Source organism: Frigoribacterium sp. VKM Ac-2859 (assembly GCF_013204925.1).
Taxonomy (GTDB): Bacteria; Actinomycetota; Actinomycetes; order Actinomycetales; family Microbacteriaceae; genus Frigoribacterium.
On sequence record NZ_JABMLC010000001.1, the window covers coordinates 520560 to 546320 of the forward strand.

Here is a 25761-nt window from a genome sequence, read left to right on the forward strand (position 1 = left end):
GACGGGAAGGGATGTCGGGAGGAGGCGCCTAGCCGCCGCTGTGGTGCAGCTCGGCGGCGGCGAGCTCGGCCTTGAAGGCCTCGTCGAGCTCGCGACTCTCGAGCCACCGGTCGGGCAGGGCGGGGCGCTTCGGGCTGCCCGCCCGGCCGCGCGGCCCCTCGGCCGCCTCGCCGGGGTACTGCTCGTGGGGGTCCATCGTGGCGAGCAGGTCGTCGATCTGCTGCAACGAGTCGGCCAGGGCGAGAGCCGCCCGCACCTCGCCGCCCACGGGGTAGCCCTTGAAGTACCAGGCGACGTGCTTGCGCATGTCGCGGCAGGCGCGGCCCTCGTCGCCCGACCAGAACTCGACCATGAGTTCGGCGTGACGCCGGAAGGCCCGACCCACCTCGCCGAGCGTCGGCTCGGCCTTCAGGTCTTCGCCGCGGAAGGCCGCGGCGAGGTCGCCGAACAGCCACGGCCGACCGAGGCAACCGCGACCCACGACGACACCGTCGCACCCGGTCTCGTCGACCATGCGCAGGGCGTCGGCCGCCGACCAGATGTCGCCGTTGCCGAGGACCGGCACGTCGGTCACGGTCTGCTTCAGGGTGGCGATGGCGGACCAGTCGGCGGTGCCCGAGTAGAAGTCGGCGGCCGTGCGGGCGTGCAGCGCGATGCTCGCGACCCCGGCCCCCTGGGCGGCTCGACCGGCCTCGAGATAGGTGAGGTGGTCGTCGTCGATGCCCTTGCGCATCTTGACGGTCAACGGGATGTCGCCGGCGGCCTTGACGGCACCCTCGACGATCTCGCGGAAGAGGCCGATCTTCCAGGGGAGGGCCGAGCCACCGCCCTTGCGCGTGACCTTGGGCACCGGGCAGCCGAAGTTGAGGTCGATGTGGTCGGCACGGTCCTCGGCGACGAGCATGGTGACCGCCTCGGCCACCGTGTTCGGCTCGACGCCGTAGAGCTGGATGCTGCGCGGCGTCTCGGACTCGTGGTGCTGGATGAGGCGCATCGACTCGGGCGTGCGCTCGACCAGCGCCCGACTCGTGATCATCTCGCTCACGTAGAGGCCGGCGCCGTACTCGCGACAGAGGCGGCGGTACGCCGTGTTGGTGATTCCGGCCATGGGGGCGAGCACGACGGGCGAGGCCACGTCGATCGGTCCGATCGAGAGGCCGCGCGAGGGCAGGGTGGTGGTGGACATCGTTACGATTCTCCCATGAGCGACGGCGGGCTGACGAGTGGTGTGGACGACGCGGACGTCGGGGGCGACCAGGGTCGACCCGACGGCACGGACCGGGTGCGGGCGGACGCCGCTGCGCGCGGTCTCGCGGTCGAGATCGTCGCGCGCCCCGCGGCCGACTCGCTCGAGGCCGCTGCCGCTCTGCTCGGGCTGCAACCGTCCGACATCGTGAAGAGCCTGGTGGTCAAGCGACACGACGGCTCGTTCCTGTTCGCGCTCGTGCCGGGCGACCGACAGATCTCGTGGGCGAAGCTCCGAGCCGTCGTGGGCGTCAACAAGCTGTCGATGCCGAGCGCCGACGTCGCCCTCGAGGTCACCGGGTACGAGCGGGGCACCATCACGCCCCTGGGCAGCTCGACCGCGTGGCCCGTGGTCGCGGACTCCCGCATCGTGGGGAGGCGCGTCGCCCTGGGTGCCGGAGCCCACGGCTTCAGCGCCTTCGTCGAGGCCGACGACCTCGTCGCCGCGTACGACGCGACCGTGGCCGACGTCAGCGACTGACGCCGCGCCTCCCGGGCTCGGCGACCGTAGACGTGCCCTCGGCGACCGGGGGGACGACCAGGCAGGAGTCCCCCTCACAGGCGACGGCGTCCGGTGCACCGAGCATGGTCAACGGCGCGAACGGCGTCGCGAGCCCGGCCACGGACCCGGCCCCGGCCCCGGCCTCGCGGGAATCGCTCATCGGGCCACCTCGGAGGCGACCTGCTCGAGGGCCTGGACGAACGTCTCGGGAGCCTGGGCGCCCGAGATGCCGTACTTGCCGTCGAGGACGAAGAACGGGACGCCGGTGATGCCGAAGGCCTGCGCCTGGGCCTGGTCGGACCGCACGTCGTCGAGGTGACGCCCGGTCTCGAGAGCTTCGCGCGCCTCCTGCTCGTCGAGGCCGACCTCGGCGGCCAACGTGACGAGATCGTCGACGCGGCCCACGTGGCGGCCCTCCTCGAAGTAGGCGTGGAGGAGGCGTTCCTTCATCTCGGCCTGACGCCCGTTCGCCTTGGCGAAGTGGAGCAGCTCGTGCGCCTTGACCGTGTTGGTGTGCTGCAGGTGCTCGAAGTCGTAGGCGAGGCCGACCTCGGACGCGATGCCGGCGACGGTGTCGAGCATGCCGCGGACCTGGTCGGCGGGCATGCCCTTGTGCTTCGAGAGGAAGTCGACCTCGTCACCCTCGAAGTCGACCGGGGTGTCGGGCGAGAGCTCGAACGAGTGGTACTCGACCTCGACGGGGCCGTCGAAACGTCGCACGGCCTCCTCGAACTTGCGCTTGCCGATGAAGCACCACGGGCAGGCGATGTCGGACCAGATGTCGACCTTGACGGTCGCGGACGGGGTGGCTGGGTCTGCGGTCACGGCAGGCCCAACCCTCGGCCGGGCCCCGCCATTCCCCGCGCCGTCCCTCCGCCCCCCTCAGGCACCTCCCCTGTCGGCAACTCCTGCCTCGTGCGCCGCCCGGGTGCGGCGAGCCGCCAGCTCCTGCGGCCGCGGGAGCCCAGCACCCGGGGTGTGCAGGAGTTGCCGACACGTGACCCGGGCGTCGGGCCACCCGCCGTGGCGACCAGGGCGTCGATCGCGGCCGAGGTGCGAGGCCACAGGTCACGCACCATGATCGTCCCCGCCCGGAACGGGACGAGCCCGTCGAGAGCGATGGCCGCGTCCTTGAGGCGGTCCTGGTCGAACCGCCTCTCGTGGTGCTCGCGACCATCGGTCTCGAGACCGACGATGCCGTCGACGAGCATGTCGAGGACCTTGCCCGTGGTGCCGACGGGCACCTGCCGCACGACGTGGTGCCCGGCCAGCCGGAGCCGCGTCCCGGCCGCCGACTCGAGGATGCTCTCGGCTCCCCCGTCGCTCCAGGCCACGAGGCCCGCGGCATCGGCACGCTTCCGTGCCAGGACCTCGGCGGCGTCCTCGTCGTCGGCGACGAGGCCGATGCTGCGGGCCCAGTCGACCAGGATCACCGCATCCTCGAGCGATGCCGCCTCGACGACCGCGCGGGCGAGGGCGTCACGTGGGTCCACCATCCAGGTCGAGCCTCGGGCTCCCAGAGCGACGGGGTCCCAGACCACCCGGACGCCCCGTCGACGTCGGAGGCGGGAGGCGGTCTCGGGTACCGAGACCGTGATCCGCGGGCGTCGCCACGACCAGGCCCCGAGTTGGTGCAGGGCAGCTGCCCCGGTGAGCCGGCCACCCACTGCGACGGCGACGAACCTCGGGTCGTGGGGCGGCCACGTCGAGTACCAGCCACGTCGGGGACGACGGACCGTGCGGGCGCGCACGGCGACGGTCAGGTGGCGGTCCGTGGCACCCAGCGCGACCAGGTCACGCTTGTGCAGCAGGCCACCGGCATCGGAGACGAGTTCGGCGATCGTGGTCATGCCGACAGCGTGCCGAGCGGTGCCCCTCTCCCGGGGCGGCCGAGGGCGGCTTGGGGACGGTGGCCGCGCGTGGCTCCCCTGGGGCCGAGACCTCGTCGCGGGGACTGCGACTCGGGCGACGGCAACTCCTGCCCCGTGCCTCGTGGGCCCGCGACACGCCGTGTGGGCGGCGCGGGTCGCGGCACGAGGCAGGAGTTGCCGACGCATCGCCCCACGAACGGACCGGGCGCGGAGGCGAAGGGCGGCACGGGTCGACGCGACCGGGCGCGGGGCGGCACGAGGGTGCGCGGAGTCCCCGGGCGATCGGCCGAGCACGGCGGGGCACGGAGGTAAAGGGCAATCGGCTGAGCACGACGGAGCGCGGAAGTGCACGGCGATCGGCTGAGCGCGAGGGGGTGCGGAGGCGCTGGGCGGTCGGCAACTCCTGCCCCGTGCCTCGTGGATCAGCGACACGCCACGTGGGCGGCGCGGGTCGCGGCGGGAGGCAGGAGTTGCCGACGACAGACGGGCCCCCGTCGTGCAACGCGTGCACGACGGGGGCCCGTCGCGGAGGGGCGGGCGCGAGGCGCCCCGGCGGCTACGCGCCGAGCAGCTGCTCGGCCAGGTAGGCGCGCAGCCCGGCCAGGGGGATGCGCTGCTGGGCCATGGTGTCGCGCTCGCGCACGGTCACGGCGTCGTCCTCGAGCGAGTCGAAGTCGACCGTGACGCAGAACGGCGTGCCGATCTCGTCCTGGCGGCGGTAGCGTCGGCCGATGGCGCCCGCGTCGTCGAAGTCGATGTTCCAGTACTTGCGGAGGTCGGCGGCGAGCCCGCGGGCCATCGGCGACAGCTGCTCGTTGCGGCTGAGCGGCAGCACGGCCACCTTGATCGGTGCCAGGCGACGGTCGAGCTTCAGCACGGTGCGCTTGTCGACGCCACCCTTGGCGTTCGGTGCCTCGTCCTCGGTGTAGGCGTCGACGAGGAACGCCATGAGCGAGCGGGTGAGACCGGCCGCGGGCTCGATGACGTAGGGGGTCCAGCGCTCGTTCTTGGCCTGGTCGAAGTAGGTCAGGTCTTTGCCCGAGGCGGCGGCATGGGTCTTGAGGTCGTAGTCGGTGCGGTTCGCGATGCCCTCGAGCTCGCCGAACTCGCCGCCGGCGAACCGGAAGCGGTACTCGATGTCGACGGTGCGCTTGGAGTAGTGCGAGAGCTTCTCGGCCGCGTGCTCGTAGAGGCGCAGGTTCTCGGGGTCGATGCCGAGGTCGACGTACCACTGGAACCGCTGGTCGATCCAGTACTGGTGCCACTCTTCGTCGCTGCCGGGCTCGACGAAGAACTCCATCTCCATCTGCTCGAACTCGCGCGTGCGGAAGATGAAGTTGCCGGGCGTGATCTCGTTGCGGAAGCTCTTGCCGATCTGGCCGATGCCGAACGGCGGCTTGATGCGCGACGACTGCAGGATGTTGTCGAAGTTGGTGAAGATGCCCTGCGCGGTCTCGGGTCGCAGGTACGCCATGCCCTGCTCGTTGTCGACCGGGCCGAGGAATGTCTTGAGCAGACCGGAGAAGTTCTGCGGTTCGGTCCACGAGCCGGGCTGGCCCGTGTCGGGGTCGCGGACGTCGGCCAGGCCGTTCTCGGGCGGGTGGCCGTGCTTGGCCTCGTACGCCTCGAGCAGGTGGTCGGCGCGGTAACGCTTGTGGGTGTGCAGCGACTCGACCAGCGGGTCGCTGAAGACCTCGACATGCCCCGAGGCCTCCCACACCTGGCGCGGCAGGATGACCGCCGAGTCGAGGCCGACGACGTCGTCGCGGCCCTGCACCATGGTCTGCCACCACTGACGCTTGATGTTCTCCTTCAGGGCGACGCCGAGGGGCCCGTAGTCCCAAGCCGAGCGCGAACCGCCGTAGATCTCTCCCGACTGGAAGACGAAGCCGCGGCGCTTGGCCAGGGCGATGACGGAATCGAGACGGTTGGGTGCTGCCACGTGTGATGCTCCGATGAGTTGAGGCCCGAGCTGGGTGCCCGGTCGGTCGAGGTACCCGGCAACTCTACCGGCGGTGCGTCACCGGCCGAGCGCGACGGCGACGGCCTCGACGTCGCTCTCGTCGTTCCAGAGGTGGAAGGCCACGCGGACGCGACCGGCGCGCCCCGAGACCACGAGACCGGCGTCGCCGAGGAGGCGCTGGTCGCGTCCGTCGGGATCGGCCCAGGTCACGATCGCGCGGCCCTGCGCCTCGATCCCGAGCCGCGAGCAGAGCGCGTCGCCCGTCCCGGCGGCGTGCGCCCAGGTCTCGTCGGGGTCGAGCCCGGCGAACGTCGTGAGCGCGGGCAGCGCCCCGGCCCAGGCCTGCCAGGCGGGCGACACGTCGAAGGCCCGCGCGTCCGTGGCGAGGCTCATGTCGGGGCCGTAGCACGAGGCCCACACGTCGTCGCCCGCGTACCAGCCGGCCTGGGCCGGGACCATGGCCTCCTGCAGCCGCTCCCCCACGGTGAGGAATGCCACCCCTCGCGGGCAGCACAACCACTTGTAGGCATGCGTGACGCTGGCGTCGTACCGCGAGGCGTCGACGGGCCGCACGCCGGCCGCCTGCGTGAGGTCGCACAGCGTCAACGCCCCGTGTCGGGACGCCGCGGCGACGATGGCGGCGTCGTCGGCGACCTCGCCGGTGGCGGACTGGACGGCCGACCAGGCCACGAGGTGCGTGCCGGGCCCGACGGAGCCGGCCAGCTCGGCCAGCGGGACGCTCCGCACCCGGATGCCCCGCGCCTCCTGCACCACGAAGGGGTAGACGATCGAGCTGAAGTCGCCCGTGGGCACCAGCACCTCGGCGCCGTCCGGGACCGAGGCCGCGATGACGGCGACCATCGCCGACGTCTGCGACGCGATGGCCACGCGGTCGATGCCGACCCGGGCCAGCCGCGCGAAGGCCGCGCGCGCCTCCTCGACGACGGCGCCGTAGGCGGCAGGGCCGGCCCGACCGGACGACCACCGGTCGAGGTCGGCGCGCGACGCCTCGATCGTGGACCGCATCGGCAGGCCCATGGTGCAGGCGGCCAGATAACCCGGTGCGGGGGCGAAGAGGTCGGGTCGGGACGCGGTCATGTCCCCAGGCTCCCCCCGTCGAGACCGAAGGACAACCACCAGTGTCTGAGGCCGATCATCACCGCGGCTTATGATTCGACCGTGCCCGACGATCTCGACCTCGCGTCCCTGCGCGTCGTCCGCGCCGTGGCCGACACCGGCACCATCACGGCGGCGGCCGCCCTGCTCGGCTACAGCCAACCCGCCGTCAGCCAGCAGCTGCGTCGAGCCGAACGCCAGGTCGGGCAACCGCTCGTGCTCCGCGCCGGGCGCGGCGTCGCCCTCACCGAGGCCGGGCACAGGCTCGCCGCTCACGCCGTCCACGTGCAGGCGGCCCTCGACGCCGCACGGCAGGACCTCGACGACCTGGGCGGCGTCGCCACGGGCCACGTCACCCTGGCCGGGTTCCCCAGCGCGTCGTCGACGATCGTCCCCGACGTGCTCTCGCGCCTGCGCGACCGGCATCCGGGCCTCACGGTCGACTACGTCGAGGCGGAACCCCCGGAGGCGCTGGCACGACTGCGCGACGGCTCGGCGGACGTCGCGGTCACCTTCCGTCACGGGGGCGACTCCGGGGGCGAAGGCGACCTCGACGGTCTGCTGCACCGCGCCTCCTTCGTCGACCGCACGGTGCTCGCCGTGCCGTCTGCCCACCCGTTCACGCGAGGCGACGACTTCGGCGGCCTCGCGCACGAGAGGTGGATCGGCGGATGCCCCCGCTGCCGGGGCCACCTGCTCGCGACCTGCGCCGCGTCCGGGTTCGAGCCCGAGATCGTGCTCGAGACCGACAACGCCCTGGCCGTGCTCGGCCTCGTCGCGGCGGGCCTCGGCGTCGCCCTGCTGCCGGGGCTCTCGCTCGTGTCCGCCGCCGTGCCTCGCGGGGTGCGGGTGGTGGAGCTCGACGACGGCCTCGCCCGCGTCGTGCACGTGGTCCACGGGCGTGGCGGCGACCGGGTGCCGAGCGTGCGGGCGGTCCTCGACGCCTTCGAGCAGGTGGACGGCGACGCGCTGGGCCTCGTGCCGGTGCCACGGGGCGAGCCGTCCACGGCGCCGGGTTAGGCTGGCCCGACGAACCAGGAGAGGTGCAGGTCGTGCGCACAAGACTGACCGTCGGCATCGCCGTCTCGGTGCTGGCCCTCGTCGGGCTGACCGGCTGCTTCCCGAGCCTCGACGACCTCACCCCGGCCGGTGCGGGCGGATCGGCGTCGACCCCCGGCCCGGGAACCACCGGCGCGCCGCAGCCCCAGGTCACCGGGGCTCCCGGCACCGGCGGCGGCACGGGGTCGCAGCCCTACGCCCTCGCCCCCGGGGGCACGCTGCTCGGCCAGGTCAACTACAAGGACCTCACCATCTACGTCTACGGCGTCGGCGAGCTGACGACCTCGGCGCCCTCGATCTACGCGCGCCCCGACCGCACCGACCCCTACCCCGCGGGCACCGACGTCGAGGTCACGGCCTACGTGCTGACGAACAACTCGCAGCGTCGGCTCGACCTGACCGACCTGAGCGCCGACTACTCGTCGTACGGCAACGACCTCGCCACGCAGGACGTCTTCGCCGGGCAGGATCTGTTGACCCAGCTGGGCTACGAGACCTCGCTCGAGTCGAAGTTCCCCGCCGACAGCGCGAACTGGTACCTGCTGCCGGGCGAGTCGACCGTCTTCGCCAACGCCTGGTTCCACCGGGCGAGCGACGGACCGCTGACCCTGCAGTTCCTGTGGCCGGCCGAGCGGATCTTCCTGGGCGCCAACATCCAGTTCTGACGGGCGTCCGGTCAGGCCGGACCGGGGGCGTCCACCGCTCCCCCGAAACGACGGGTGCGCGAGGCGTAGGTCTCGACGGCCTGCCAGAGGTCGGTCCGGGTGAAGTCCGGCCACAGCCGGTCGAGGAACACCATCTCGGCGTAGGCGGACTGCCAGAGCATGAAGTTGCTCGTGCGCTGCTCGCCCGAGCTGCGCACGAAGAGGTCGACGTCGGGCAGTTCGGGAGCGTACAGCCGCTTCTGGATCAGCTTCTCGCCGACGGCCGAGGGCTTGAGCCGACCGGCGGCGACGTCGTCGGCGATCGAGCGCACCGCGTCGGCGATCTCGGTCCGCCCGCCGTAGTTGACGCACATCGTCAACGTCAGGACGTCGTTGCCCTGGGTCAGCTCTTCGGCGAACTGCAGTTCCCTGATCACCGACCCCCACAGCCGCGGCTTGCGCCCGGCCCAGCGGACCCGCACGCCCCAAGCGTTCAGCTGGTCGCGACGTCGGTGCAGCACGTCACGGTTGAAGCCCATCAGGAAGCGCACCTCGTCGGGCGAGCGCTTCCAGTTCTCGGTCGAGAACGCGTACACGCTGAGGTGCTTCACGCCGATCTGGATCGCCCCGGCGACCACGTCGAGCAGCGACATCTCGCCGGCCTTGTGGCCCTCGACGCGGGTGAGCCCGCGCCCGTTCGCCCAGCGGCCGTTGCCGTCCATCACGATCGCGACGTGCTCGGGCACTCCGCCCCGCGGCATCTCGGGCGGGTGGACGCCCGTCCAGTCGAGGGGGCGGAAGTCGGCGGCGTCGCGGTGGGTCTTCTTCACGGTCTCTCTCTTCCGGGCACCCGGTCGACGTGCTGCAGCGATCGCAGTCCCCGTTCGAGGTGCCACTGCGTGTAGGCGGCGACGACGCCGCTCGCCTGGTTGCGGGTCGCGTCGGGTGCGTCCTCGGCGTGGTCCCAGTCCCCCGTGAGCAGCGCGCCCAACAGGGCCAGCGCCTCCTGCGTCAAGCGCGGAGCGCCGGGAGGCGCGTGCGAGTCGGCCACCACGCCACCGAGCTGGACGACGAAGGCCGAGTGCGGCCCGGGGGCACCGGTCACGGCGCAGTCGCCGAAGCTCGGCGACCAGCCCGCGATGCTGAGCGCACGCAAGAGGTACGAGTCGAGCGTGAGCTGGGGGGCGTGTTCGTGCCGCGCGAGCGAGCGGAGGGCCCCGACGAGCAGGAGGTACTGCTGCAGACCCGCCTCGGCCTCGGTCAGCTTGTCGGCCGTCTCGACCATCACGCTGCCGGCCGTGTAGCTCTCGTAGTCGGCCGCGATCACGGCACCGTACGAGCCGAGCGACTCGGCCTGCTGCACGATGTCGAGCGAGCGGCCCTCGTAGAGCTGCAGGTCGGCGACCATCATCGGCTCGAGGCGCGCCCCGAACTTCGACGCCGTCCGTCGGACGCCCTTGGCCACGGCCCGGATCTTGCCGTGGTTGCGGCTGAGCATCGTGAGGATGCGGTCGGCCTCACCCAGCTTGTGGGTGCGCAGCACGACGCATTCATCACGGTAGACGGGCACCGACCAAGCATCGCACGCGTGGTACAAACGTCAGGTGCACGCCACAGCCTTCGCCGTACCCCTGTGGGTGGACCTCCTCGCCGTCGGCATCGGCAGCCTGCAGGGGGCGATGTTCGCGTCGGAGTACAAGGACCGCCGTCTCGACCTGCTCGGAATCGCCATCATCGGGATCGCCACCGGGCTCGGCGGCGGCGTGCTGCGCGACGTGCTGCTCGGCGAGGTGCCGCGCGCCATGTCGAGCAACTGGTACCTGCTCGTCGCCGTCGCCGCGGCGATCGTCGGCATGGCGCTCCAGCGCGTGTTCACCCGGCTGGCCGGGGTCATCACCGTGCTCGACGCGCTGACCATCGGCCTGCTCGGCGCGATCGGGTCGACCAAGGCCCTCTCGCTCGGACTGCCCGAGATCCCGGCCGTGTTCGTCGGGGTCATCGCGGCCGTCGGCGGCTCGGTGCTCCGCGACCTGCTGATGAACCTCACCATCGCGATGATGCACGTGGGATCGCTCTACGCCGTGGCGGCGGCCGGCGGCACCGTCGTGCTGGTCGTTGCCGTGACGCTCGGCGCACCCGTGGCCGTCTCCGCGATCGCGGGCACGTCGATCACCCTGGTCATCCGCATGCTGGCGGTGCGGTTCGGCTGGACCCTGCCCGAGCAGCGTGCCCTCAGCCGGCTGCCCCGCTGGCGTCGTCCGCGCTGAGTCCGGCTGCCCGGTCTCGACGCCCGGTCCCGTCGCCGGGCCCGACGCCGGGCTCGGCGTCGGGCTCGGTGTCGGGCCGGTCGCCGGGCCGGTCGCCGGGCCCGTCGCCGGGCACGTCGCCCCTCGTCCCTCGCCGGGCACGTCGCCCCTCGTCGGGCCCGTCGTCCCTCGTCCCTCGTCCCTCGTCGGGCCCGTCGCCCCTCGTCGGGCCCGTCGCCCCTCGTCGGGCCCGTCGTCCTTCGTCGGGCCCGGGCCGCACCCCGTCGGCAACTCCTGCCCCCTGCGCCAGCACACCCCGACACGCCGCACACCCGCACCCCCGCACGACACCAGGCAGGAGTTGCCCGCACCCGTCGGCAACTCCTGCCCCCTGCGCCAGCACAGCCCCACACGCCGCACACCCGCACCCCCGCACGACACCGGGCAGGAGTTGCCCGCACCCGTCGGGAACTCCTGCCCCCTGCGCCAGCACACCCCGACACGCCGCACATCGGCGCCTGCGCGCTACACGAGGCAGGAGTTGCCGACACCCGCAGGCGCGACACCGCCGGCACGACGACGCCCCCGGTGCCGCGAGGGCACCGGGGGCGGGTCGGGACGGGTCGGGGCGGCCGCTCAGACCGACGCGAGCTCGCGCACGTCGGTCGTCGTGCGGATGGCGCGGTTCACCGCCGAGACGATGGCCTTGAGCGACGCCGTCGAGATGTCGGCGTCGATGCCGACTCCCCAGAGCCGCGTGCCGTCGACGTCGAGCTCGACGTAGGCCGCGGCCTGGGCGTCGCCCGAGGCGCTGAGGGTGTGCTCGACGTAGTCGTACAGCTTGACCTGGACGCCCTGCTCGGCGAGGACGGCGATGAACGCCGCGATGGGCCCCGTGCCCCGGGCCGACGTCGACTCGACCTTCTCGCCGACCCGCAGGTCGACGTCGAGGACGGTTTCGCCCGACATGTCGCTCGCGGTGCTCGTCCGGGTCAACTCGAAGCGACCCCACTTGTCGTCGGCCTCGTCGGCGGGGAGGTACTCGTCCTGGAAGATCGACCAGATGTGGGCGCTCGTCATCTCGCCCCCCTCCTGGTCGGTACGCGACTGCACGACGCCGCTGAACTCGATCTGCAGCTTGCGCGGCAGGTCGATGGCATGGTCGGCCTTCAGCAGGTAGGCCACGCCGCCCTTGCCCGACTGCGAGTTGACGCGGATGACCGCCTCGTAGCTGCGCCCCAGGTCTTTGGGGTCGACCGGCAGGTACGGCACCGCCCACTCGAGCGCGTCGACGTCGACCCCGCGCGACGCCGCGGTCGCGGCCATGGCCTCGAAGCCCTTCTTGATGGCGTCCTGGTGCGAACCGGAGAACGCCGTGTAGACGAGGTCGCCGGCCCAGGGGCTGCGCTCGTGCACGGGCAGTTGGTTGCAGTGCTCGGCGGTGCGCTTGACCATGTCGAGGTCGCTGAAGTCGATCTGCGGGTCGATGCCCTGGGTGAACAGGTTGATGCCCAGCGCGACGAGGTCGACGTTGCCCGTGCGCTCGCCGTTGCCGAAGAGGCAGCCCTCGATGCGGTCGGCGCCGGCCAGGTAGCCCAGCTCGGCGGCCGCGATGCCGGTGCCCCGGTCGTTGTGCGGGTGCAGCGACAGGATGACGCTGTCGCGGCGGGCCAGGTGACGGTGCATCCACTCGATCGAGTCGGCGTAGACGTTGGGGGTCGCCATCTCGACGGTCGCCGGCAGGTTGACGATCACCGGTCGCGAGGGCGTCGCGTCGAAGGCCTCGATCACCTGGTTGCAGATGTCGAGCGCGAAGTCGAGCTCGGTGCCGGTGTAGCTCTCGGGCGAGTACTCGTAGAACACGGCCGTCTCGGGGATGGTCTTCTCGGCCTCGAGGCACAGGCGGACGCCCTCGAGGGCGATGTCGACGATGCCCTGCCGGTCGGTGCGGAACACGACGTCCCGCTGCAGGACGCTCGTCGAGTTGTACAGGTGGACGATGGCCTGCTTGGCACCGGCGATCGACTCGTAGGTGCGGGCGATCAGGTGCTCGCGCGCCTGGGTCAGCACCTGGATCGTCACGTCGTCGGGGATGGCCCCCTCGTCGATGAGGCTGCGGACGAAGTCGAAGTCGGTCTGCGAGGCGCTCGGGAAGCCGACCTCGATCTCTTTGTAGCCCATGCCGACCAGCAGGTCGAACATGATGCGCTTGCGCTCGGGGCTCATCGGGTCGATCAGCGCCTGGTTGCCGTCGCGCAGGTCGACGGCGCACCAGCGGGGCGCCTCGGTGATGCGCTTCGACGGCCAGGTGCGATCAGGCAGGTCGACGGCGATCTGCTCGTGGAAGGGCCGGTACTTGTGGATCGGCATGGCCGACGGCTGCTGTGCGTTCTTCATGTCCTGTGGTCTCTCTCGCCCTCGAGGGGCTGCTCTTCGCGGGGGTGTCGGCCGACGACGAACTCCGCGACGAGGGGGGCCTGGGTCAGGACTCGCCGCGGCAGCTAAGGAGGAGCAGGCCGGTGAACACGTGACGAGGCTAGCACCGACCGAGGAGGCGCGGGTCGTCGCGGACCGGCACCGCGCCTCCTCGGCTCCCCCGCCCGATCAGACCACCGTGCGGACGAGCCGCACGACGGCCCCGACCGAGAGGTCGGGCAGGTAGGCGCGACCGAGCGCCGTGCCGATGGCCGGGAGCTGCACCGGATCGGGGAACGCCATGACGAGCGGGACGAAGTCGGGCTGGAACTTCTTCTTGAACGCCAGGAGGGTCCGGAACCCGTAGGCCGGCTCCAGCACGCGCCCGAGGAAGGCGAGCACGCGCTCCGTCTGCGTCGACGGCCCGTCGGACGGCGCACCGCTCGCCAGCGGCGCCGCCGACAGGCTCAGGAACTCGACGCCCTGCTCCTTCATCGCCAGGGCCGACGAGGCGATGACGAACTCCATGACGCCGTTCATGCTGTCCGGCCGACGCCGCATGAAGTCGAGCGTCCAGCCGACGACGACCCCGTCGCGCCACGAGGGCAGCCAGCTCGTCACGGCCTGGACCGAGTCGTCCTCGTCGAGGGCGAGCATCAGCGCCACGTCGGGGTCGCGCAACTCGTCGACGCCACCGAGGGTGAAGCCCATCTCGGGCAGGTCCTTCTCGGCGACCCACTGCTCGCTGATCTCGCCGATCTGGCGGGCGACGGCGGGACGGAGGTCGGCGTACCGGGTCCATTCGGCCCGGACGCCGTTCTTCGTCGCACGGTTGATGCTCGACCGGACGTCCTGCCACTTCTTGCCCGTCATCGCGAAGGTGGCCGGGTGCAGCACCGTCTCCTCGCCGACGGGCAGCGTCGCCCACCCCATCTCGTCGTAGAGGGGCGAGAGCTCGCCGCGCACGCTGTAGAAGACCGGGGTGAGGCCCTGGTCGTCGCACCACCGGGCGAACTCGCGGGTCACCTCGCGGAGCCGGTCGGCCGCGCAGAGCGGCTCGCCCGTGGTGATCGCGATGCCCGCGACGACGCGATAGGCCACCGCGGCGAGGCCGTCCTCCGTGAACCAGTACCGGTTGCCCTCCCAGAGGGCCATGTGCGACAGCGTGCCGGGGGTCCCGCGGTGGACGATGTCGCGCACCTGGGTGCGCGCCGCGTCGGGACGGACGTCCCCCGGCCGGGTCGCGCCCACCCCGAGCCCGACCAGGACGACGAGCCACCAGACCGGCCCCACCCACTCGAAGGCGGCCCGGACGAGCCCGCCGTCCGGCACCGGTCCGATGCGGGTGAGCCCGACGAACCCGACCGGCACGAAGCGTTCGGGCACGTCCAGCAGCAACGTCCACGGTTCGATCGTCGGGACGAAGGAGGCGCGCCCCAGCCACCCGACGAGGGCGAACGCCACCGCCAGCACCAGACCCGACAGCACGACGACGAGCGCGAACCGCGGTCGTCGCGTCCCCTCGGCACCGACGCCGAAATGACGGCGCAGGAGGAACAGCCCGAGGGCCACCGCGGCCGGCACGGCGACCGCCAGGACGGCGAGCACCACCCTCTCGACCACGTGTCGGGGCTGGTCGACCACCGGGTCGGTCGTGACGGGCAGCACCACGTAGTACAGACCGGCGAAGAGGGCGAGGAGCCCGTTGACCGCGACGGCCACGTCGAGGGCGAGGCGACGTCCCCGCCGCAGGTACCAGGCGCAGAGCAGCAGCACGGCCAGCGGCAGCAGGCTCAGCAGGACCGTCGGGACGGTGTCGATGCCGGCGAGGGCCGCGGCGCGCGCGCAGGCTCCGATCGGAGGCGCGTGCCGATCCGGTGCGCCCTGTCCCGCGGCCGCGCACGCGGCCGAGAGCGACCGCCCGGGGAGGACGTCGCGGAACAGCATGCCGAGGGGCGAGAGGGCCCCGATCGGGCTGCGGGTGAGGAGGGTCAGGACGGGACCCAGCGCGGTCACCGCGACGATGGTCGACGCGAGGCGGCGTACCTCGTGGTGCGAACTGCGCGACCAGCCGCGTTCGGCGGGGCGACCCGTCAGCACCACCCCGAACGCGAGCCCGACGAGGGCGCCGATCAGCGCGTAGAGACCGGACGGGTGCCCGTCGTAGAGCACGAAGGCGAACACGCACGAGAATCCGACCAGCCGGATGCGCCGTCGCCAGAGGGGTCCGGAGAACGCGCTGGCGGTCATGATCGTTCCGAGGGCGGGGGTGAGCGGGTGGAGGGTGGACTCGGCCGCCACCTCGAGGGCCCAGGTCTCGCCGATCGCCTGCCCCAGGGCCTGCACCGCCACGCCTACCCCGGTCGCGACGACGGCCGTCACCAGGTAGGCGGCCACCGTGCGGGACCAGCCCATGCGACGCTCGGCGGCGCCCACGAGGACGAGCACGCCGACCACGGCCAGGACGAGCTGCGCGGGACTGCCGGCGAAGAACACCGAGCCGACGACGAGCAGCCATGAGGTGCGGTCCTCGAAGGGGTCGAGACCCGCTCCGACGAGGTCGCGCAGCCGCTCGCTCGGCGCATGCGTCACGCTGCCCGAGGCGAGCGCGAGCACGACGAGCAGCAGCGCGAGGGCGAGACTGACGGGACGGCCGTCGACGAACGCCACCACGTGGGTCGCGACGCCGTCCACGAACCGGCGCGCACGCCCCGGCTCGTGGGGGTCGGGCTCGTGGGGGTCGGGCTCGTGGGATGCCGGACCGGGGGGTGCCTTCGTGGAGGCCGTCGGCACCGTCGGTGCGCCGGCGTCGGCTCCGGCTCCGGCGCCGGCGCCGGCGCCGGCGTCGGCCCCGGCGTCGGCTCCGGCCAGCTCGCCGCTCACGGTGTCTGCACCGTCGCGCTCAGGCCGAGGCGCGGGTAGAACTGTCCGATGCCGTGGGCGAAGCCGTTCGCCGCGGTCGTCCAGTCGTGCCCGCTGCCCGGGGAGACGTAGCGCGTCACCGTCATGCCGGCCTTCGCCGCGGCCGCCGAGTTCGCGGTCATGATCTGGCCGTACCGACCGTCCGTGGCACCGACGGCGAAGAACGCCGCGGTGTCCGCGTAGGGCCCGTGCGCGGCCATGATCGCCTGCGGTTGGGCCGCCTCGTAGGCCGCTCGGTTCCCGGCGAAGCCCTGGTCGATCGTGGTCTTCTCGTCGCCGATCGAGGGGCCGAGCTCACCCGACACGTCGATGAAGGTCGAGAACAGGTCGGGCCGTGCCGACGCGAACTGGATCGAGCAGGTGCCCCCCTGCGAGAACCCACCGATCGCCCATGCCCGCGGCCCGGTGGCGACGTGGAAGTGACTCGTCATGTAGTCGACCACATCGGTGGTGATGTAGGTGGCGCTGTTGCCCAGGGCGCCGTCGACGCACATCGGGTTGTGGGCGTCGGCGCTCAGCTGGTCGGGCACGACGACGATCGGCGCGAGCCCGTGGTTCTTCGCCGCGAAGGCGTTCAAGGTCTCGACGAGGTGGCCGGCCGTGATCACCGAACTCGGTTCGGCCGGTTGCCCCGAGAGCATGATCATCACGGGAAGGGCGGGGGCGTCGGCCACGAGGGCCGCCGGGGGCAGGTAGACGACGGCGTCACGGGCGGGGAAGTGCGAGACGGCGCCGGGGATGGCCACGCTGCCGTACCGTCCCACGGCCGGGAGGTCGACGGGAGCCTTCCAGGTCGACCAGAGGGTCGGGTCGAAATCCGTCGAGCCGGGCGCCGCGGACGGAGGCGCGGCGGCGGTCGCCGGGAGGGCGGGCACCTCGTCCCGACCGAGCGCCTGGGACAGGTTCTGGTAGACGCCGCCGTCCCGGTTCAGGGCGAGGCCCCCGGCCAGGGCGAAGACCAGGACGCCCAGGACGGCCACGAGCTTCCGCCACCACCGGGTGCGGAACAGGTTGACGACGACGACTGCGACGCCGGCGACCATGGCGGCGACCCAGAGGCGATCCACCCAGGTGGGTGACAGGCCCAGCACGTCGCGTACGTCGCCCAGCCACCAGGTCGCGAGGGCGCCGAGGCCGGCCCCGAGCAGGACCGCGAGGGCGATCCACCGCCACCACGTGCGTCGGGTCCGCGGGCGGACGAGGAGCCCGACGGCGACGAGGGCGGCGACGACGTCCACCGCCAGCAGCATCGTCGTGGACAAGAGCGGAACCGACAGCAACCAGTCCATGCGAGAGCTTCTTTCGGCGGAGGATCGGGGTGATGGCCACCCAGGTGACACTCTGCCGCCTCGGAGTCTCTCGACACGAGCCGTGCCGCCCGGTCTCAGCAGCCTCATCAGGTGTGATCAGCCACCACACGGCACCGACACGTCGCACCGGGGCACCCCGTCGGCGACGGCCGTGGCAGCCCGCTCCAGCCGAACTACTCGGCGAGCCCGTGTTCGTACGCGTAGACCACCAGTTGCACCCGGTCACGCAGGGACAACTTCGACAGGACCCGACTGATGTGCGTCTTGACCGTCGCCTCGCTGAGGAACTCCCGCGACGCGATCTCGGCGTTGCTGAGGCCCCGCGCCGCGAGGTCGAAGATGTCGCGTTCCCGGGTGGTCAGGGTGCCGAACGACGCGGGCACGGCCCGGGCGCGTGAGGCCCGGCCGTCGAAGTGCTCGAAGAGTTCACGCGTGGCCGACGCCGCGATCACGGCGTTGCCCGCGTGCACGGTGCGGATCGCGGCGAGCAGGAACTCGGGGTCGGCGTCCTTCAGGACGAAACCGCTCGCGCCTCCCCGGATGGCGCGGGTCGCGGCCTCGTCGAGGTCGAAGGTCGTCAGCACGATGATGCGCGGCGGGCGACGGGAGGCCGTCTCGGCCTGCGCCAGGACGGCGGTGGTGGCCGCGATGCCGTCCATCACCGGCATGCGGATGTCCATGAGGACGACGTCGGGAGCGGTGCGCCCGACCATCGCCACGCCCTCCTCGCCGTTGCTGGCCTCGCCGACGAACTCGAGGTCGGGCTGCGAGCCGACCAGCATCTTGATGCCTGCACGGAACAGGGCCTGGTCGTCGACCAGGGCGACGCGGATGGGTGCCGTCGAACGGCCGGGCATGTCGATCATCGGATGCGTACCTCTTGGGTCAGTGCCAGGGTCGGCACGATGGCGTGGACGACGAAGCGTCCGTCGGCGTTCTGGGTGGTAAGCGAGCCGCCCGCCAGGGTGGCGCGCTCCCGCATGCCGTCGAGCCCGTGGCCGCCCCGCCGCTCGTCGCCGGACGTGTCGAGCGGACGCGTCGGCGGCCGCACGACGTTGGAGATCACGAGGTGCAACGCCTCGTAGCGCCAGTCGAAGTGGAGGCCGACGGGCTGGTCGACGGCACCGTGCCGCAGGACGTTGGTCAGGCTCTCCTGCACGATGCGGAACACGGCGAGTTGCCGGTTGGTCCCGAGCACCTGGGGTTCGCCCGTCACGAGCAGGTCGACCGTGAGACCCGACCCGCGCATCTGGTCGAGCAGACGGTCGAGGTCGCCGAGGGCGGGCTGGGGCGCCTCGCCCTGGCTGTGCCGCAGCTGACCCAGCAGCACCCGGACGTCGCCGAGGGCCTCGCGAGCCGTCGTGGCGATCGTCGTGAGCGCCCCGTCGACCGAGGTCGGGTCGACCCGGGCTGCGTACCGGGCCCCGTCGGCCTGGGCGATGACGACGGCCAGCGAGTGGGCGACGACGTCGTGCATGTCCCGGGCGATCCGGTTGCGTTCCTGCTCGACGGCGATGTCCCGCTCGGCCCGGGCGGCCTCGCGTTCGGCCCGCGCGGCGTCGTTCTCGGCCCGGGCGGTCTCGCGCTCGGCGATGAGCCGCGCCTCACGGCTGAGCCGCTCGGACCATCGCGCCCGGGCCAGCAGTCCCCCGGCCCAGGGCAGACCGAGCAGGGCGAGGAATCCGAGGAGGCTGATCCCCAGCTGCAGGAGGATGCGGACGACGTCGGTCACCGCGTAGATGTCGTAGTCGACGCCGAACAGGCTCTGCTGCACGAACGAGAGGTAGAAGGTGCCCAGGAGGGCCCCCACGCCCACGGAGACCAGGCCCGACCACTTCACCCGGTTCGTCCCGTACGCCGCCGTGGAGTACAGCACCGCGCAGATCGCGAGGTTCGTGACACCGGGCGTGCTGCCCGTGATCATCTGGGACGCGGCGACCAGCCAGGCGAGGGTCAGGGCGAGCCCCGGCGACAGGCGGCGCAGGGCGAACGTGACCGTCATGCCCAGCACGACGAACGGGGTCGTCACGACCCCGTCGGACAACACCAGGCCGACCACGCCGAGCAGGAACGCCGCCGACAGGTCGACGGCGACCTGGTAGGGCGCGAGGCGTCGGAAGATCACCCGACCACCGTACGACCTACGGCGGCCCGTCCGGGGCGGCCGCCGTGCGCGAACGACCTCGGGACCACCACGATCATCCGCAGGGACGAGGACGACCCTCCTGCCCGGGACGGGGCCGGACGACCGGGAGGGGGCGTCAGAACCCCAGTCGACCGAGCTGCTTCGGGTCGCGCTGCCAGTCCTTGGCGACCTTCACCCGGATCGAGAGGAACACCTGCTTGCCGACGAGCGGCTCGATCTGCGCGCGGGCACGCTCGCCCACCTCGCGCAGGCGCTGACCGCCCTTGCCGATGACGATGGCCTTCTGGCTGTCGCGCTCGACGAAGAGGTTGGCGTAGATCTCGAGGAGGTCCTTGTCGTCACGCTCGACCATGTCGTCGATGGTCACCGCGAGCGAGTGCGGCAGCTCGTCCTGCACGCCCTCGAGCGCGGCCTCGCGGACGTACTCGGCCACCCGGTCGGTCAGGCCTTCTTCGGTGACCGCATCGGACGGGTAGAGGGGCTGTGACAGCGGCATGAGCTTGATCAGCTCGGCCGTGAGGACGTCGAGCTGCACGTCGCTGACCGCGGACAGCGGGATGATGGCCTCCCAGTCGCGCAGACGGCTGACCGCGAGCAACTGCTCGGCGACGGCCGGCCGCGACGTGGCGTCGGTCTTGGTGACGATCGCGACCTTCTTGGCCCGCGGGTACTGGTCGAGCTGCTCGTTGATGAACCGGTCCCCCGGCCCGAGCTTCTCGTCGGCCGGCACGCAGAACCCGATCACGTCGACGTCGCCGAGGGTGGTCTGGACGATGTCGTTGAGCCTCTCGCCGAGCAGCGTGCGCGGACGGTGCATGCCCGGGGTGTCGACCAGGACGAGCTGGCCGGTCGCCTGGTGCACGATGCCGCGGATCGCTCGTCGAGTCGTCTGCGGCTTCGACGAGGTGATGGCCACCTTCTGCCCCACGAGGGCGTTGGTCAGCGTGGACTTGCCGACGTTGGGCCGCCCGACGAACGAGACGAACCCCGCGCGGTAGGTCGACCCCCAAGGAGGCGCGGCCGAGGGGGTGAGGTCGTCTCCGGTGGTCGACATGGGGGCCTTTCGTGAACGTGCGGGAACGGGTGGGAGGTGGAGGGTCGCGACGACCGGACGCTCAGTCGTCGCGAGCGGCGTCGGCGAACGCGGCCTGGGCGTCCGCGAGGTCGGGATCGCGCTCGACGAGCACGGTCTGCAGGTCGTGCCGACGCCCCTCGGTGCGGTCGGCCGTGAGGACGAGGCCCGACACGCGGACGACCGAGCCCTGCTCGGGCAGGCGTCCCAGGACCTTGGTGAGCAGCCCTCCCACCGAGTCCACGTCGTCGTCGTCGAGTTCGAGGCCGAAGAGATCGCCGAGCTCGTCGACGGGGAGACGGGCACTCACCCGGAAGACCCCCGCGGAGACCTCGCGTTGCGGGGCGACCTCGCGGTCGTACTCGTCGCTGATGTCGCCGACGAGTTCTTCGATGAGGTCCTCGAGCGTGACCAGGCCTGCGATGCCGCCGTACTCGTCCACGACCATCGCGAGATGGTTCTTGTCGAGCTGCATCTGCCGGAGGGCGTCGTCGGCCTTCTTGGACTCGGGCACGAAGACGGCCGGGCGGGCGAGCGTCGTCACCGGGGCCGAGTCGTCGCCGCTGTGCTCGTGCAACCGCCGGGCGAGGTCGCGCAGGTAGACGATCCCGACGACGTCGTCGGAGTCGCGACCGACGACCGGGACCCGCGACACGCCTCGACCGAGGAAGAGGCTCATCGCCGAACCGACCGACGCGGTGGCGTCGAGGGTGACCATGTCGGTGCGGGGCACCATTACCTCGCGGACCACCGTGTCGCTGAACTCGAAGATCGAGTGGATGAGCTCGCGGTCGTCCTCTTCGAGGACGTCGAGCTCGGTGGCTTCGTCGACCATGCTGAGCAACTGCTCTTCGGAGGAGAACGACGCGCTGCGCGGACGTCCGGGGGTCACCCGGTTGCCGACCGCCACCAGGGCGTCGGCCAGGGGCCCGAGCACGACCCGGACGAACCGCACGAGACCCGAGGTCAGACGCACGAGGCCGCGGGCGTGGGCGCGACCGACGCTGCGCGGGCTGGAGCCCACGAGGACGAAGGACACGACCGTCATGATGAGAGCCGAGAGCAGCAGGGCCAGCCACCACGGCTCGACCGAGAAGGCGAACGACAGCGACACGAGGACGGCCGCCGACGTCTCGGCCAGGATGCGCACGAAGTTGACGGCGTTGACGTGCGCCCCGACGTCGGCGGCGATGGCGGTCAACGCCGTCGCGTGACGCGGATCGTCGTCTGCCTCGTCGAGGAGGTCCTGGCGACTGAGGACGCCGAGTGCCGAGTCGGCGGCGGCCAGGAGGCCGCCGAAGACCACCAGGAAGACCGCCACGACGACGAAGACCGTGACCATCACGGCGTCACCGACTCGTGTCGGACGCGGCGAAGGCCGCGAGGATCTCGCGCTGCAGACCGAACATCTCACGCTCGTCGTCGGGTTCGGCGTGGTCGAAACCGAGGAGGTGCAGGATGCCGTGACAGGTGAGGAGCAGCATCTCGTCGAGCGGGCTGTGCCCCGCCGTGGCGGCCTGGGCAACGGCCACCTGCGGACACACGACGATGTCGCCGAGCAGGCCGGCCGGCGTGGGTTCGTCTTCGGTGCCGGGGCGCAGTTCGTCCATCGGGAAGCTCAGCACGTCGGTCGGACCGGGTTCGTCCATCCACTGGACGTGGAGCTGCTCCATCGCCGCCTCGTCGACGAACACGATCGCGAGTTCGGCCTCGGGGTGCACGTGCATCTGGTCGAGCGCGAAGGTGGCCAGACGTTGGATCGTGGCCTCGTCGACCTCGACGGCGGATTCGTTGGCGACCTCGATGCTCACCGGGTTCCCTTCTTCGGCAGGCGGTCGCGAGCGTCGGCCTGCTGGTCCGCCGCCTCGAGACGGCGGTGCTGCTGGGCCTGACGCTCGGCGTCGTAGGTCGTGTACGCGTCGACGATGCGGCCCACGAGCGTGTGCCGCACCACGTCGTCGCTGGTGAGACGGGCGAAGTGGATGTCGTCGATGTCGTCGAGCACCGTCGTGACGAGCTGGAGGCCGCTGGCGCCGGTGGGCAGGTCGACCTGGGTGACGTCGCCCGTCACGACCATGCGCGAGCCGAATCCGAGACGGGTGAGGAACATCTTCATCTGCTCGGGAGTTGTGTTCTGCGCCTCGTCGAGCACGACGAACGCGTCGTTGAGGGTGCGACCGCGCATGTACGCGAGAGGGGCGACCTCGACGGTGCCGGCCGCGAGCAGCTTGGGCACGATCTCGGGGTCCATCATCTCGTTCAGGGCGTCGTAGAGCGGCCGGAGGTACGGATCGATCTTGTCGGTCAGCGTGCCGGGCAGGAAGCCCAACCGCTCGCCGGCCTCGACCGCGGGGCGCGTCAGGATGATGCGCTGGACCTCGCGGCGCTGCAACGCCTGGACGGCCTTGGCCATCGCCAGGTAGGTCTTGCCGGTGCCGGCCGGGCCGATGCCGAAGGTGATGGTGTGCTGGTCGATCGCGTCGACGTAGTCCTTCTGGCCCCGAGTCTTCGCCCGGACCCCCTTGCCGCGGCTGGTGACGATCGGCTGCCCGAAGACCTCGGACGGGCTGCCCTGCCCCGAGTCGAGCAGACGGGCCGACGTCGCGACCTCGGCCGGGCCGAGGTCGTGACCGCCGCGGACCATCGAGACGAGCTCGTCGACGAGGCCCTCGGCCCTGCCGACGGCCGACGAGGGCCCCTCGAGGGTGACCTCGTTGCCGCGGACGAGCACGCGGACGTCGGGGTACTGCTTCTCGACCGCACGCAGCAGGCGGTCTTGCGGGCCCAGGAGCTGGACCATGGCGACGCCGTCGACGGTCACGTCGACGCGACGGACGTCGTCGCCCGTCGTCGGTGTCGAGGGGCCGGTGGCGTTCGTGTCGCTAGTGGGCAAGGGTGCCTTCCTCCAGGGGTCCACCGAGCACATGGGCGTGCACGTGGAACACGGTCTGCCCGGCGGATGCGCCGGTGTTGAAGATCAAACGGAACTCGGACCCGGAGTGTTCCCCGAACGCTGCCGGGTCGGCCGCGAGCCGGGAGGCGGTCGCCACCAGTTCGGCGAGCAACGCCGGGTCGCCCGCGGCGAGTTCGACGACGTCGCGGTACGCCTGGGTCTTGGGCACCACGAGCAGGTGGACGGGTGCCCGGGGCGCGATGTCGCTGAAGGCGATGACCGCGTCGCTCTCGAAGACGATGTCGGCGGGGATCTCGCGCGCGACGATGCGGCTGAAGACGGTGGGCTCGTCGGAGGTCTCGGACATGCTGCCCATCGTAGCGACGACCGCCGACACGGCCCCGGGGGGCGTCGAGGTCACCAGCGACCGAGTCGCGCGCTCAGCACGGACAGCGCGGCGGGACCGGCCGTGGAGGTCCGCAGGACGGCGTCGCCGAGGCGCACGGCGCGGGCACCCGCCTCGGTGAGCTGGTGCAGCTCGGCGGGCGACACCCCGCCCTCGGGACCGACGACCACGACGACGCGGTCGGGCACCGCGCCTCCTGCGGTCAGGTCGACCGCCGTGAGCGCCTGCTCGGCCGACGGCTCGAGCACGAGGACGAGATCGCGGGAGGCGCGCTCGGCCAGCTGCCGCGTCGTCGCGAGCCCCGAGACCTCGGGCGACCAGGGACGGATCGACTGCTTGGTCGCCTCGCGGACGATCGACGACCAGCGGGTGAGGCCCTTGGCGACCTTGGGGCCCTCCCAGCGGGAGATGCTGCGCGCCGCGGCCCACGGGACGATCTCGTCGACGCCGAGCTCGGTCGCGGCCTGCACGGCGAGTTCGTCGCGGTCCCCCTTGGCCAGCGCCTGGGCGAGGACCAGCCGCGTCGTCGGCGGTTCGTGCCGGACGACCCGGGTCGCGAGCAGCACCAGCCGCTCGGGGGTCGCCTCGGACACCTCGCCCTGGACCACCAGCCCCCGTCCGTTGCCGAGGGTCAGCGGCTCGCCCACCCGCACCCGGCTGACCGTGACCGCGTGTCGGGCCTCGGAACCGGTCAGCTCGACGCTCGAGCCGATCTCGGCGGCGACCAGGTCGTCGACCAGGTAGAAGTGCGCCACGATCAGAAGTTCAGGAAGCGGTCGCGCAACTTGCCGAAGAGACCCTGCTGGAAGTGCGACAGCTCGGGCGCCGGGGAGCGCCGACCCGAGGCGAACTTCTCGATCAGCTCGCGCTCCTTGTGGCTGAGCTTGGTCGGGGTGACCACCTGGACGCCGATCTTGAGGTCGCCGCGACCCGTGCCGCGCAGCCTGGTGATGCCGCGGTCCTTCACGGTGAGGATGTCGGCGCTCTGGGTGCCGGGCTTGATCTCGACCTCGATCTCGCCGTCGAGCCCGGTGAGCGTCGTCGACGTGCCGAGGATGGCGTCGGCCATCTGCACCTCGAGCGTGGCCAGCAGGTCGTCGCCGTTGCGGCTGTAGGTGTCGTGGTGTCGCACCTTGACCTCGAGGTACAGGTCGCCGTTCGGGCCACCGGCCTGGCCGACCTCGCCCTGACCGGGCAGCTGGAGCCGGAGTCCGGTGTCGACGCCCGCGGGGATGTCGATGGGGATCGAACGTCGGGCCCGGACGCGACCCTGGCCCTGGCACGTGGGGCAGGGGTTGGGGATGACGGTGCCGTAACCACGGCAGGTCCCGCACGGGCTCGACGTCATGACGTTGCCGAGCAGCGAGCGCACGGTGCGCTGGATCTGTCCGGAGCCACCGCAGATGTCGCAGGTCTGGGGCGAGGTGCCGGGTGCGCAGCACGAGCCGCTGCACGTGTCGCAGAGGACGGCCGTATCGACCTCGATGTCGCGCTGCGTGCCGAAGACGATGTCCTCGAGGTCGACCTCGAGGCGCAGGAGCGCGTCCTGCCCGCGTTCCCGCCGGGACCGCGGACCCTGACGCTGGCCCTGGCCACCGCCGCCGAAGAACGCGTCGAAGATGTCGCCGAAGCCGGCGGCCCCGCCTCCGCCGCCGCCACCGAAGCCGGGCTGGGGGCCGAGGTCGTAGCGTTCGCGCTGCTGCGGGTCGCTGAGCACGTCGTAGGCGTGCGTGACGTCCTTGAACCGTTCGGACGCGTCGGGGCTGGGATTGACGTCGGGGTGAAGCTCGCGGGCGAGCTTGCGGTACGCCTTCTTGATCTCTTCCGGGGTCGCCTGACGGTCGACTCCGAGGACGTCGTAATGATCTGCCACTGGTTCTCGTCTGCCTCTGGTGTGGTGTGGTGGTCTTCCCGGCGGGGCCGGGCCCGGCGGACCGGGACGGGGATGGGG

24 protein-coding genes are annotated in these 25761 nt (G+C 71.9%); 4 read left to right on the forward strand and 20 right to left on the reverse strand.

Annotated features, from left to right (window positions below):
* Positions 1–28: 28 nt before the first annotated feature.
* Positions 29–1186, reverse strand: a complete 1158-nt coding sequence (gene dusB, locus HQQ78_RS02445; RefSeq protein WP_056045623.1) for a tRNA dihydrouridine synthase DusB — start codon at positions 1184–1186, stop codon at positions 29–31.
* Positions 1187–1201: 15 nt separating this feature from the next.
* Between dusB and HQQ78_RS02450 the strand changes: the two genes are divergently transcribed.
* Positions 1202–1726, forward strand: a complete 525-nt coding sequence (locus tag HQQ78_RS02450; protein WP_173150936.1) for an aminoacyl-tRNA deacylase — start codon at positions 1202–1204, stop codon at positions 1724–1726.
* On the opposite strand, the gene HQQ78_RS02455 is transcribed toward HQQ78_RS02450, so the two are convergent.
* From HQQ78_RS02455 to HQQ78_RS02475, 5 genes are all read right to left on the reverse strand, one after another.
* Positions 1716–1907, reverse strand: coding sequence for a hypothetical protein (locus tag HQQ78_RS02455; protein ID WP_173150937.1), 192 nt, complete (start codon positions 1905–1907; stop codon positions 1716–1718). The two genes, HQQ78_RS02450 and HQQ78_RS02455, sit on opposite strands and share 11 nt — an antisense overlap.
* Complete coding sequence (locus HQQ78_RS02460; RefSeq protein WP_159826441.1) at positions 1904–2572, reverse strand: DsbA family protein; 669 nt, start codon at positions 2570–2572, stop codon at positions 1904–1906. Before HQQ78_RS02460 ends, HQQ78_RS02455 begins: the two co-directional genes overlap by 4 nt.
* A complete protein-coding gene (locus HQQ78_RS02465) occupies positions 2569–3597 on the reverse strand; it encodes a glycyl-tRNA synthetase (protein WP_173150938.1) in 1029 nt (342 codons plus the stop codon). Before HQQ78_RS02465 ends, HQQ78_RS02460 begins: the two co-directional genes overlap by 4 nt.
* A gap of 577 nt (positions 3598–4174) precedes the next feature.
* Positions 4175–5560 (reverse strand): glycine--tRNA ligase, encoded by a 1386-nt coding sequence (locus HQQ78_RS02470; RefSeq protein WP_056045637.1) that lies wholly within the window; start codon positions 5558–5560, stop codon positions 4175–4177.
* Positions 5561–5638: 78 nt separating this feature from the next.
* Positions 5639–6679 carry an aminotransferase class V-fold PLP-dependent enzyme gene (locus HQQ78_RS02475; RefSeq protein WP_173150939.1) on the reverse strand — a complete coding sequence of 347 codons (1041 nt, stop codon included), beginning with the start codon at positions 6677–6679 and terminating at the stop codon, positions 5639–5641.
* An 81-nt stretch (positions 6680–6760) separates the two neighbouring features.
* On the opposite strand from HQQ78_RS02475, the gene HQQ78_RS02480 reads away from it, so the two are divergent.
* On the forward strand, positions 6761–7717 hold the full coding sequence (locus HQQ78_RS02480; protein WP_371740318.1) for a LysR family transcriptional regulator: 957 nt from the start codon (positions 6761–6763) through the stop codon (positions 7715–7717).
* Between the two features lie 32 nt (positions 7718–7749).
* Positions 7750–8421, forward strand: coding sequence for a hypothetical protein (locus tag HQQ78_RS02485; protein ID WP_173150940.1), 672 nt, complete (start codon positions 7750–7752; stop codon positions 8419–8421).
* Positions 8422–8432: 11 nt separating this feature from the next.
* On the opposite strand, the gene HQQ78_RS02490 is transcribed toward HQQ78_RS02485, so the two are convergent.
* Both HQQ78_RS02490 and recO read right to left on the reverse strand, forming a co-directional pair.
* The gene (locus HQQ78_RS02490) at positions 8433–9230 is read right to left on the reverse strand and encodes an isoprenyl transferase (RefSeq protein ID WP_307785064.1); all 798 of its coding nucleotides are present in this window, start codon (positions 9228–9230) and stop codon (positions 8433–8435) included.
* Positions 9227–9970: a DNA repair protein RecO gene (gene recO / locus HQQ78_RS02495; protein ID WP_123570177.1), complete on the reverse strand. Its 744-nt coding sequence runs from the start codon at positions 9968–9970 to the stop codon at positions 9227–9229. Before recO ends, HQQ78_RS02490 begins: the two co-directional genes overlap by 4 nt.
* A gap of 34 nt (positions 9971–10004) precedes the next feature.
* Between recO and HQQ78_RS02500 the strand changes: the two genes are divergently transcribed.
* Entirely contained in the window at positions 10005–10667 is a 663-nt protein-coding gene (locus tag HQQ78_RS02500; protein WP_056045653.1) for a trimeric intracellular cation channel family protein, read from the forward strand.
* A 615-nt stretch (positions 10668–11282) separates the two neighbouring features.
* Here the strand turns inward: HQQ78_RS02500 and leuA are convergent.
* From leuA to dnaJ, 12 genes are all read right to left on the reverse strand, one after another.
* Complete coding sequence (gene leuA / locus HQQ78_RS02505) at positions 11283–13043, reverse strand: 2-isopropylmalate synthase (protein WP_173150941.1); 1761 nt, start codon at positions 13041–13043, stop codon at positions 11283–11285.
* A gap of 207 nt (positions 13044–13250) precedes the next feature.
* Positions 13251–15944 carry a DUF2156 domain-containing protein gene (locus HQQ78_RS16115; RefSeq protein WP_173150942.1) on the reverse strand — a complete coding sequence of 898 codons (2694 nt, stop codon included), beginning with the start codon at positions 15942–15944 and terminating at the stop codon, positions 13251–13253.
* Entirely contained in the window at positions 15941–17272 is a 1332-nt protein-coding gene (locus HQQ78_RS02515; RefSeq protein ID WP_173150943.1) for an esterase family protein, read from the reverse strand. The genes HQQ78_RS16115 and HQQ78_RS02515 overlap by 4 nt, the downstream gene beginning before the upstream one ends.
* A gap of 194 nt (positions 17273–17466) precedes the next feature.
* Positions 17467–18159: a response regulator transcription factor gene (locus HQQ78_RS02520; RefSeq protein WP_369794374.1), complete on the reverse strand. Its 693-nt coding sequence runs from the start codon at positions 18157–18159 to the stop codon at positions 17467–17469.
* Positions 18156–19418 carry a sensor histidine kinase gene (locus HQQ78_RS16235; protein WP_123570181.1) on the reverse strand — a complete coding sequence of 421 codons (1263 nt, stop codon included), beginning with the start codon at positions 19416–19418 and terminating at the stop codon, positions 18156–18158. Before HQQ78_RS16235 ends, HQQ78_RS02520 begins: the two co-directional genes overlap by 4 nt.
* Positions 19419–19554: 136 nt before the next feature.
* Positions 19555–20493: a GTPase Era gene (gene era / locus HQQ78_RS02530; protein ID WP_173150944.1), complete on the reverse strand. Its 939-nt coding sequence runs from the start codon at positions 20491–20493 to the stop codon at positions 19555–19557.
* Positions 20494–20554: 61 nt separating this feature from the next.
* Positions 20555–21853, reverse strand: a complete 1299-nt coding sequence (locus HQQ78_RS02535) for a hemolysin family protein (protein WP_052505052.1) — start codon at positions 21851–21853, stop codon at positions 20555–20557.
* A 7-nt stretch (positions 21854–21860) separates the two neighbouring features.
* Positions 21861–22322 carry an rRNA maturation RNase YbeY gene (gene ybeY, locus HQQ78_RS02540; protein ID WP_056045671.1) on the reverse strand — a complete coding sequence of 154 codons (462 nt, stop codon included), beginning with the start codon at positions 22320–22322 and terminating at the stop codon, positions 21861–21863.
* Entirely contained in the window at positions 22319–23311 is a 993-nt protein-coding gene (locus tag HQQ78_RS02545; protein WP_216844210.1) for a PhoH family protein, read from the reverse strand. Before HQQ78_RS02545 ends, ybeY begins: the two co-directional genes overlap by 4 nt.
* Positions 23312–23393: 82 nt before the next feature.
* A complete protein-coding gene (locus HQQ78_RS02550) occupies positions 23394–23771 on the reverse strand; it encodes a histidine triad nucleotide-binding protein (protein WP_173150945.1) in 378 nt (125 codons plus the stop codon).
* A gap of 50 nt (positions 23772–23821) precedes the next feature.
* The gene (locus HQQ78_RS02555; protein ID WP_173150946.1) at positions 23822–24565 is read right to left on the reverse strand and encodes a 16S rRNA (uracil(1498)-N(3))-methyltransferase; all 744 of its coding nucleotides are present in this window, start codon (positions 24563–24565) and stop codon (positions 23822–23824) included.
* Positions 24566–24567: 2 nt separating this feature from the next.
* Entirely contained in the window at positions 24568–25683 is a 1116-nt protein-coding gene (dnaJ, locus tag HQQ78_RS02560) for a molecular chaperone DnaJ (protein ID WP_159824840.1), read from the reverse strand.
* Positions 25684–25761: the final 78 nt, after the last annotated feature.